The organism is Actinoalloteichus spitiensis RMV-1378 (assembly GCF_000239155.1).
GTDB lineage: Bacteria > Actinomycetota > Actinomycetes > Mycobacteriales > Pseudonocardiaceae > Actinoalloteichus_B > Actinoalloteichus_B spitiensis.
On sequence record NZ_AGVX02000084.1, the window covers coordinates 1 to 7637 of the forward strand.

Here is a 7637-nt window from a genome sequence, read left to right on the forward strand (position 1 = left end):
GGGCGCCGGACCGGCGCCCGCCCGTTTCCCTGCGCCGCCCTCTGAACCCCACCCCACCCCGGGGCCTGGCGGCCTTCACCACCGTCGCGCCTGCGCGACCTCGCTCGCCGGGGGCGGTTCGAGGACCACCCGCTCACCCCACCGGGAGAAGGCGGCCTCCGTCACGTGCTCGTCACCGCCGGCGGCGAGGGCGCGCACCTGGGCACGGGTCGGCAGACCCTCGCCGTCCACCCAGAGGTCCACGACGACGCGGCGCACGCCGAGATCCGCCAGCGCCTGGTAGCGGGCACGTTCCGCCTCGTCACGGGCGGCCGCCAGCGCCGAGGCCGGTTCGGTCTCCACCGTGTACCGCAGCACGGGGTCGTCACCCTCCTCCTCGACCACCGCCACGAGGTCACCCCGGGGCGGCAGGGCGTCGACGAGGGCGACCGCGCGCCGCACCTGGTCGGCCGTGGTCGCCAGGGTCTCGTACCTCCCGCCGGCACGAGCCTCGTGCCAGGCGGGGCGGCCCGGGTCACGGGCGATCTCCGCCGTCTCGACGAAGACCCCGTCCCCGACCGCGAGGAACCGGTCCTGGCCGCTACCGGTCTCGGTACCTCCGAGGACGAAGCAGTCGACCCCGGGGTCTCGATCCCCGTAGACCACCAGGCAGTCGCCGCTCAGCGGGGGCACGTCCGCGCCGCGGCCGACCGTGACGCCCACCCGCGCGCTGCCCGCCGCCTCGACGGCGGCCACCGTCGCCGCGGCGAGATCCGGCAGCGAGTCGTGGCGCAGCGGTTCCGACCCGCCGGCGCACGCCGTGAGCGCCAGGACGACCAGGGCTGGTCCGACCACCCGGGCGATCCGGATCACGGCGTCCTCCAGGGTTCTCGCCAGCGCGGGGGCCGGTCACGAACGATCCTGCCGGCGGTCCCAGGCTAGGTCGCCACCCGGTGGGACGCCGCGTTCCGTCACCCGGTGGTGGTGCCTGAGCGGCTCAACCCATGTGCGGGTACCGGTGGTCGGTGGGAGGCACGAAGGTCTCCTTGACCGAGCGCGGACTGGTCCACCGGAGCAGGTTGAAAACCGAACCCGCCTTGTCGTTCGTCCCCGAGGACCGCGACCCCCCGAAGGGCTGCTGGCTGACCACCGAGCCGGTGGGCTTGTCGTTGACGTAGAAGTTGCCGGCGGTGAACCGCAGGCGCCGGTGCGCCTCCACCACGGCAGAGCGGTCGGTGGCGAAGACGGCGCCGGTCAGCGCGTACGTGCTGGCCTCGTCGACGAGGTCCAGGACCCGCGAGTAGTCGCCGTCCTCGTACACGTGGACGGCGAGGACCGGGCCGAAGTACTCGGTGGCGAACACCTCGTGCCCCGGGTCGGTCCCCACCAGCACCGTGGGCTCGACGAAGTAGCCGACCGAGTCGTCCGTCCCGCCACCGACCAGGACGTCGACCGAGGGATCGTCGGCCACCCGGTCGAACAGCGCCCGGTTCTTGGCGAAGGCGCGGGCGTCGATCACCGCTCCACCGAAGTTCGAGAAGTCGGTGATGTCGCCGTAGCGGATCGTCCTCGTCACGTCCGCCAGCTGGTCCCGGAGCCCCGACGTCCACAGCCCCCGGGGCAGGTAGGCGCGGGACACGGCCGAACACTTCTGCCCCTGGTACTCGAACGCACCACGAACCAGGGCCGTCACCAGGGCGGCGGGGTCGGCGGAGGGGTGCGCGACCACGAAGTCCTTCCCGCCGGTCTCCCCGACGATGCGCGGGTAGGCCCGGTAGGTGTCCAGGTGCTCGCCGATCGTCCGCCAGAGCATCCGGAACGTACCGGTCGATCCGGTGAAGTGCAGGCCACCGAGCCCGGGATCGGTGAGCGCGACCTCGCTGACCGCCTGCCCCCTCCCCGTGACCAGGTTGATCACGCCGGGAGGTAGACCGGCGGCCTCCAGCAACCGCATGGTGAAGTGCGCGGCGAGCTGCTGGGTGGGGGTGGGCTTCCAGACCACCGTGTTGCCCATCAGGGCGGGCGCCGTCGGCAGGTTGCCCGCGATCGCGGTGAAGTTGAACGGGGTGATCGCCGTTACGAACCCGTCCAGTGGCCGGTACTCGAGCCGGTTCCACGTCCCGGGCGCCGACCTCGGTTGTTCGGCCAGGATGCGACGGCCGTAGTGCACGTTGAACCGGAGGAAGTCGATCAGTTCGCAGGCCGCGTCGATCTCGGCCTGCTGGACCGACTTGGACTGCCCGAGCATCGTCGCGGCGTTGAGGGTGTCCCGCCAGGGTCCGGCCAGCAGGTCCGCCGCGCGCAGGAACACCGCGGCACGCTCGTCGTAGGAGATCTCGGCCCACGACGCGGCCGCGTCCCGGGCAGCGCGCACCGCTGCCGCCACGTCATCCCGGGTCGCCTCAGCGCTGACGCCCAGAACGCGGGAGTGGTCGTGCGGTCGCACCACCTCGAACGGCTCTCCACCGGCCAGGCGCTGGACCCCGCCGATCGTCTGCGTGAGCTCGTGGCGGACCCCGCCCAGCTCCGCGAGCCTCCGTCGCAGGCTCTCCCGCTCGTCACTGCCGGGAGCGTAGGAGCGGACCGGCTCGTTGTCAGGGGTTGGTGGTGACGTCACGGCATCCATCAGTGACTCGCCTCCTCGCCTGGTGGCGCGGCGCCGGCGACCGGACGCGGGTTCCTGGTCACCGACCGGTGCTGCTGGGTCCCTGCTCCCATGGTGGCACGCCGACCGGCCCGCGGACCCCGGTCCCCCGACCCGGCACGTCGCGGCAGGGCCGGCCCCGGCGGGACCGGCCGGCGGACCGTGAGCGGGCGGGTCCACCCGGCGCGACGCGCGCCCGGGGATCCCCCGGCGGTGCCCGGAGTACGGGGAGGTGGGCGGCGAACCGGCCCCTCCAGCCAGGGCGGTCACCCCCGGATCGGCCCGGAGCCTGGCCCCGTGACCCCGCCGCCCAGGCGGAGCCGCGAACGGGCGCGCTCCTCCGGGAGGAGCCCGACCCGGGGGGCTGGCGCTCGGGCGGTCGGGACCGCCCGGCTGTCAGGGCTCCATCAACTCCAGGAGGAAGGGCAGCTCCTGCGGCGCGTACCAGGCGAGCTCGTGGTCCTCGGCCTCGCCGATCTGGAACTCCGCGTCGTCGTCGCCCAGGTCGGCCGCGTCGACCACCTCAGCGGCGGTGCGCACCGCGTCCTCGGCCGCGGGGTCGTCGAGGTGTACGGCCGCCACCTGGGCGTAGGTCACCGGTCCTGGCAGTCGGACGACCGCGGCGTCCAGGTCCGGCCGCAGCCGGACGTCCTCGACATCGGCCGCCACCACCCCTCGACGAGCCGGGGTCTTCTGGTCCTCCGCCCACTCCGCCGCGAGCAACCGGAGCGAGGCACGGGCCGCCTCCAACATCGCGGCGTACTCGAGTTCGTCCGTGGAACCCGAGGCGTAGGACTCCCGCAGCATCGGGGTCAGGGCGAACGCCGTCCCGCTGATCGCCCGCAGCTCGCCGGTGTCGACCAGGCTCCGCAACATCGTCACCGTGACCGGAACGTAGACCCTCACGCAGCACCCACCGTCCCGACCAGTTCCTCGACCGACTCGTTGATCATCCCAGCCAGCACATCCACGTCGAACATGGCGTCCCGGTCGCCGTTGAGACCGTAGTAGACGCCGCCATCGTAGGACGTCACTCCCACCGACAACGCCTGGTTCTTCGCGAGCGGCACCACGGGGAACATCTCCCGCATTCTCGCCCCTCCCGCGTACAGCGGCACCTGGGGACCCGGCACGTTCGTCACCATGACGTTGAACAGGCGTTGGGAGAAGGAGTTCGCCGCCCGGGCCCCGAGCGCGTGCAACGTGGGCGGAGCGAACCCCGACAACCGGACCAGCGCGTTCGCCGCCACCGACTGCCCCGACTCCTGGTGTGCCCGCATCTCGTGGCTCACCTGGTGCAGCCGCACCAACGGGCTGCTCTCCCCGACGGGGAGGTTCACCAGGTAGGCGGACACCTGCCCCGCACCCGGGTCCCGGTGCCACGCCCCCTCGGTCACCCGGCCCGACGCCTCCCCGGCCACGGCGCGCACCGAGAGCGGCACCATCGCCCGGACGGTGGTGGACGCGCTGACCGCCTCCCCCCTCGACAGCAACCAGTTGCGGAGCGCGCCGGCCACGACGGCGAGCACCACGTCGTTGACCGTGCCGCCGTGGCGTTGGCGCACGGTCCGGTAGTCGGCCAGCGAGGTGCGGGCGACCGCGTACCGGCGCTGCCGGGAGATCTCGACGTTGAGCGGCCCGGCCGGCGGCGGCCGCACCGCCGTCCGCAGCGCGGAGGCGACCCCGGTGACCGCCCCCACCAGTTTCCGCGCCGTGGCCGCGAGGTCCAGCGCGGCGAGGCGGGCGTTCTCCACGGCCTCACCCGGCTGCCGGACCGCCTCCCACGCCGCGTCGAGGACGAGCTGGGACCCCGAGGGCTGCGGCTCCGGCATCCACAGCTCCGGGTCCTCCTGGGGAGGACGACGGCTCGACCGGAGGAGGACCTGGCCGATGTCCACCCCGGCGACGCCGTCGACGACCGCGTTGTGCGTCTTGGTGATGACCGCGACCCGGTTGCGGCTCAGCCCCTCCACCAGGTAGATCTCCCACAGCGGCCGGGAGTGGTCCAGCGGCCGGGACATCAGCCTCGCCACGAGCTCGTTCAGCTGCTCCTCGCTGCCGGGTCTGGGCAGGGCGGACCGCCGGACGTGGTACCCGATGTCGAAGTCCGGGTCGTCGACCCACACCGGTCTGGCCAACCTGCCCGGCACGGACACCACCTTCTGCCGGTACCGGGGCACCAACGCCAACCGCTGCTCGATCAGGGACACCAACCAGTCGTACTCGGCGGCGGGTGCCGACGCGGTCTCCCCGGCACGGGGGGCGCGGGACGTCCGACGCGGCAGCTGGAGCAGCAGTACCGTGCCCACGTGCATCGGGGTGGTGGCGTCGTCCAGGTACAGGAAGGACGCGTCCAGGGCCGAGAGACGATCGGGCATGCCCCGATCCTGGCACAGCGACCGGTGCCGCAACGGTCCCCGCGGATCTCCGGCCCGCCACCGGACGGGTTCGCGGGCGCCCCCTCGCACACCCGGCCGCCGGTCGCCGGGCCGCTCCGGGTAGGCCTGCTCCCTGCCCGGCGCCGCGCGCTTGCGATGCTGACGCCATGCAGACCCCGATCTCCCCGAAGGACCGCTTCGTCACCGTGTACGGCCGCAAGCCGGTGCTGGAGGCGTTGGCGGATCCCGAGCTCACCGTCGACAAGGTCGTCCTGGCGACCAACGCGAGCGGCGACTCCGCCGGTGAGATCCTGCGGGCGGCCAAGCGCCGCGGAGTGCCCGTGCAGCGCGCCACCGCCCAGCGGGTGAAGGTGCTTGCCGGGAACGGCCGGCACGACCAGGGGGTTCTCGCGGACGTCGTCGCCCGCCGCATGCGTCCGCTGTCACTGGCGCTCTCCGAAGGCCCGGCGCCGAGGACGGTGCTGGTGTTGGACGGCATCACCACCCCGGCCAACGTCGGCATGATCCTGCGCACCGCGACGGCGGCGGGGATCGAGGGCATCGTGGTGCCCCGTCGGGGCGTGGCGGCGATCGACCCGATGGTGGTGAAGGCGTCGGCTGGCATCGCGTTCCACGCGCCGGTGCTGCGGTGCGCCACCGCCGCCGGCGCCGTCGAGGAACTCGTCGCCGAGGGCTACCAGGTCGTGGGCATGCAGGCGAGCGCCCACCGGTCGCTGTTCGACCTGACCCTGCCCGAGGAGCGGGTCGCCTTCGTGCTCGGTGGCGAGACGGACGGGATCTCGGTGGAGGTGCACCGGCAGGTGACCAAGTGGACCCGTGTCCCGCTCAGCGGCGGCGTCGAGTCGCTCAACGTGGCCAGCGCCGCCGCCGTGCTCTGCTTCGAGCTGGTGCGCCGGGGCCTCACGCACGACGGCTGAGGGAGGCGGGGCGACGGGCCGGGCCCCCGCGGGGGCGGGGAGCCGGCCCTCACCGGTCCGGGAACAGCGCGTCCAGCTCCTCGAGGGTGGCGGCCACGGTCTCATGGCGCACTCCGACCATGCCCACGGCGACGGCACCGCGCACGTTGCGCGGGAGGTCGTCGACGAACACGCACCGGGAGGGCGCGACACCGAGTCGGGCGGCGGCCAGGCGGTACGCGCGCGGGTCCGGCTTCCCCCACCCGATCTCCCCGGACACCACCACGGCGTCGAAGTCGGCACGCCAGCCGACGTCGGACGGGTACCCCTGGGCGTTGGACAGCACCGCCGTCCGCACACCTCGGCGCCGCAGCCGCCGGACGGCGGCCAGCAGCGGGGGATCAGCGCCGGCCGGCCCCCCACCGGGATCGGTCAGCACCCCGCCGACGTCCATGACCAGGCCGACCAGCGAATCCGGTGACACGCGGTCCAGGGTAGTGCGCGGTTCCAGGGGGCCGCCCCCACCGGTCCACCTCGCTCCGCTCGCGGTGCCGCACGGCGGATGCGCTCCCGCTCAGCACCCTCGCCGAGGAGCGAGACGCGACCGTTCCGCGCCGTCCCCGAACGAACACCCGATCAGGTGAAAAACCTGGCGGGCTGACCGCAGGGGAGGTGCCAGGGGATCTGCCAGGTGCCCCGTGTCCCCGCAACCTGGGAGATCCCGTGGAACGTTCCCGCGCCGCCGGTGCGCCGCTGCTCGCCCCGCCCAGCCCGGCTCTCCTCCACGACGAGGGCGAACGGCTGCTGGCCGATGTCCTGCCCGCCCTGCGCCTCCGTCCGCTGCCGGAGTTCGAACCACCGCTGCGTCCGCTGCCGCCACCGTGCCCGCCCGGCGGGGCGCTCGACGCGTCGGGCTGGCCGGGACGCGGTCTGGCGGCTCTGGCCGCCCAGGGGCCGGTGGTCCTACCCCGGGGCCCCCACGCCGAGGAGAAGCTCGCGCACCGGGTGGCCGGCCCGCCCTGACGGTCATCGTCGAGGTGTTCGCGCGCCGCAGGCCCGCCAGTCAGCTGCACGCGGTGCTGGCCCCGCCCCTGGTCCGCGAACTCCGCCCCGGGGGCCCCGGTGCGCCGCCGGCCGCCCCGTACCGGCTGTGCTCGGTCCACGCCCAGCGCGTCCTCGACGTGCGAGGTGAGTGGTCGGGGATCGAGGCCAGCGGCCTGGTGGCACTGGGCGATCGCCGGTTGGCGCTCATCGCTCGCTTCGGGCGGGTGGGGCAGGTGTGGCGGTGCGCCGTGTTCGACCTCGTCGGCCGACCACGGCGCACCGATCAGCTCACGGACGGCGCCCGGCGGTGACGCCGTCCAGACCGGCTAGCCGCGCCGGTCGCGCTTCGACTGGGCCCGGGCGGCCGCCCTGCGGTCCTTCCGGTTACCGCCCTGGGTCCGACCGGCCGGGTTGCCGCCCGCGTTGCCGGCGCCACCTCCCGAACGGCCGCCACCGCGCCCCCCCTGGCTCGCGGGGGTACCGGCCTCACTGGGGCCCGAGTAGTTCAGCTGCTGACGCCCCGGGCCGTCCAGTCCCTTCCCCCGCAACGCGGCGGGCACAGCGGGCTGCTCGGCGGGCGGTGGCGGCGCGGGTCGACGGCCGCCGTTGCCGTTGGCCCGGGCCTGACCGGCCGGCCCGCCCGGCGTGGCGGCGGGGGCAGCGCTCCCGGCACCC

General features: G+C 74.3%; 8 protein-coding genes and 1 pseudogene. 3 read left to right on the forward strand and 6 right to left on the reverse strand.

The annotated features are described in order from the left end of the window. Positions 1–75: 75 nt before the first annotated feature. The 4 genes from ACTIDRAF_RS0204075 to ACTIDRAF_RS0204090 form a co-directional block, all read right to left on the reverse strand. Positions 76–852: a hypothetical protein gene (locus ACTIDRAF_RS0204075; RefSeq protein ID WP_016697436.1), complete on the reverse strand. Its 777-nt coding sequence runs from the start codon at positions 850–852 to the stop codon at positions 76–78. A 124-nt stretch (positions 853–976) separates the two neighbouring features. Then, positions 977–2605, reverse strand: a complete 1629-nt coding sequence (pruA, locus tag ACTIDRAF_RS0204080; protein ID WP_016697437.1) for an L-glutamate gamma-semialdehyde dehydrogenase — start codon at positions 2603–2605, stop codon at positions 977–979. Between the two features lie 414 nt (positions 2606–3019). Next, entirely contained in the window at positions 3020–3529 is a 510-nt protein-coding gene (locus ACTIDRAF_RS0204085; RefSeq protein ID WP_016697438.1) for a DUF6912 family protein, read from the reverse strand. Next, positions 3526–5001, reverse strand: coding sequence for a WS/DGAT/MGAT family O-acyltransferase (locus tag ACTIDRAF_RS0204090; protein ID WP_016697439.1), 1476 nt, complete (start codon positions 4999–5001; stop codon positions 3526–3528). The genes ACTIDRAF_RS0204085 and ACTIDRAF_RS0204090 overlap by 4 nt, the downstream gene beginning before the upstream one ends. A gap of 167 nt (positions 5002–5168) precedes the next feature. Here ACTIDRAF_RS0204090 and ACTIDRAF_RS0204095 point away from each other — a divergent pair, with 167 nt between their 5' ends. After that, positions 5169–5939: a TrmH family RNA methyltransferase gene (locus ACTIDRAF_RS0204095; protein ID WP_016697440.1), complete on the forward strand. Its 771-nt coding sequence runs from the start codon at positions 5169–5171 to the stop codon at positions 5937–5939. A gap of 49 nt (positions 5940–5988) precedes the next feature. Here ACTIDRAF_RS0204095 and ACTIDRAF_RS0204100 read toward each other — a convergent pair whose 3' ends face one another. Further along, positions 5989–6372, reverse strand: coding sequence for an HAD-IA family hydrolase (locus ACTIDRAF_RS0204100; protein WP_039785717.1), 384 nt, complete (start codon positions 6370–6372; stop codon positions 5989–5991). 269 nt (positions 6373–6641) lie between these two features. Between ACTIDRAF_RS0204100 and ACTIDRAF_RS31775 the strand changes: the two genes are divergently transcribed. Beyond that, entirely contained in the window at positions 6642–6941 is a 300-nt protein-coding gene (locus tag ACTIDRAF_RS31775; protein WP_016697442.1) for a hypothetical protein, read from the forward strand. Positions 6942–6946: 5 nt separating this feature from the next. Beyond that, entirely contained in the window at positions 6947–7273 is a 327-nt protein-coding gene (locus ACTIDRAF_RS27150; protein ID WP_483446985.1) for an Rv3235 family protein, read from the forward strand. Positions 7274–7288: 15 nt separating this feature from the next. On the opposite strand, the pseudogene ACTIDRAF_RS34370 reads toward ACTIDRAF_RS27150, so the two are convergent. Further along, positions 7289–7637: pseudogene (locus tag ACTIDRAF_RS34370) on the reverse strand (hypothetical protein); the annotation flags it as partial.

Coding starts and splice junctions, on each gene's coding strand:
- pruA (WP_016697437.1), bottom strand. CDS start 2,605: ATGGATGCCGTGACGTCACCACCAACCCCTGACAACGAGCCGGTCCGC.
- ACTIDRAF_RS0204090 (WP_016697439.1), bottom strand. CDS start 5,001: ATGCCCGATCGTCTCTCGGCCCTGGACGCGTCCTTCCTGTACCTGGAC.
- ACTIDRAF_RS0204095 (WP_016697440.1), top strand. CDS start 5,169: ATGCAGACCCCGATCTCCCCGAAGGACCGCTTCGTCACCGTGTACGGC.
- ACTIDRAF_RS0204100 (WP_039785717.1), bottom strand. CDS start 6,372: ATGGACGTCGGCGGGGTGCTGACCGATCCCGGTGGGGGGCCGGCCGGC.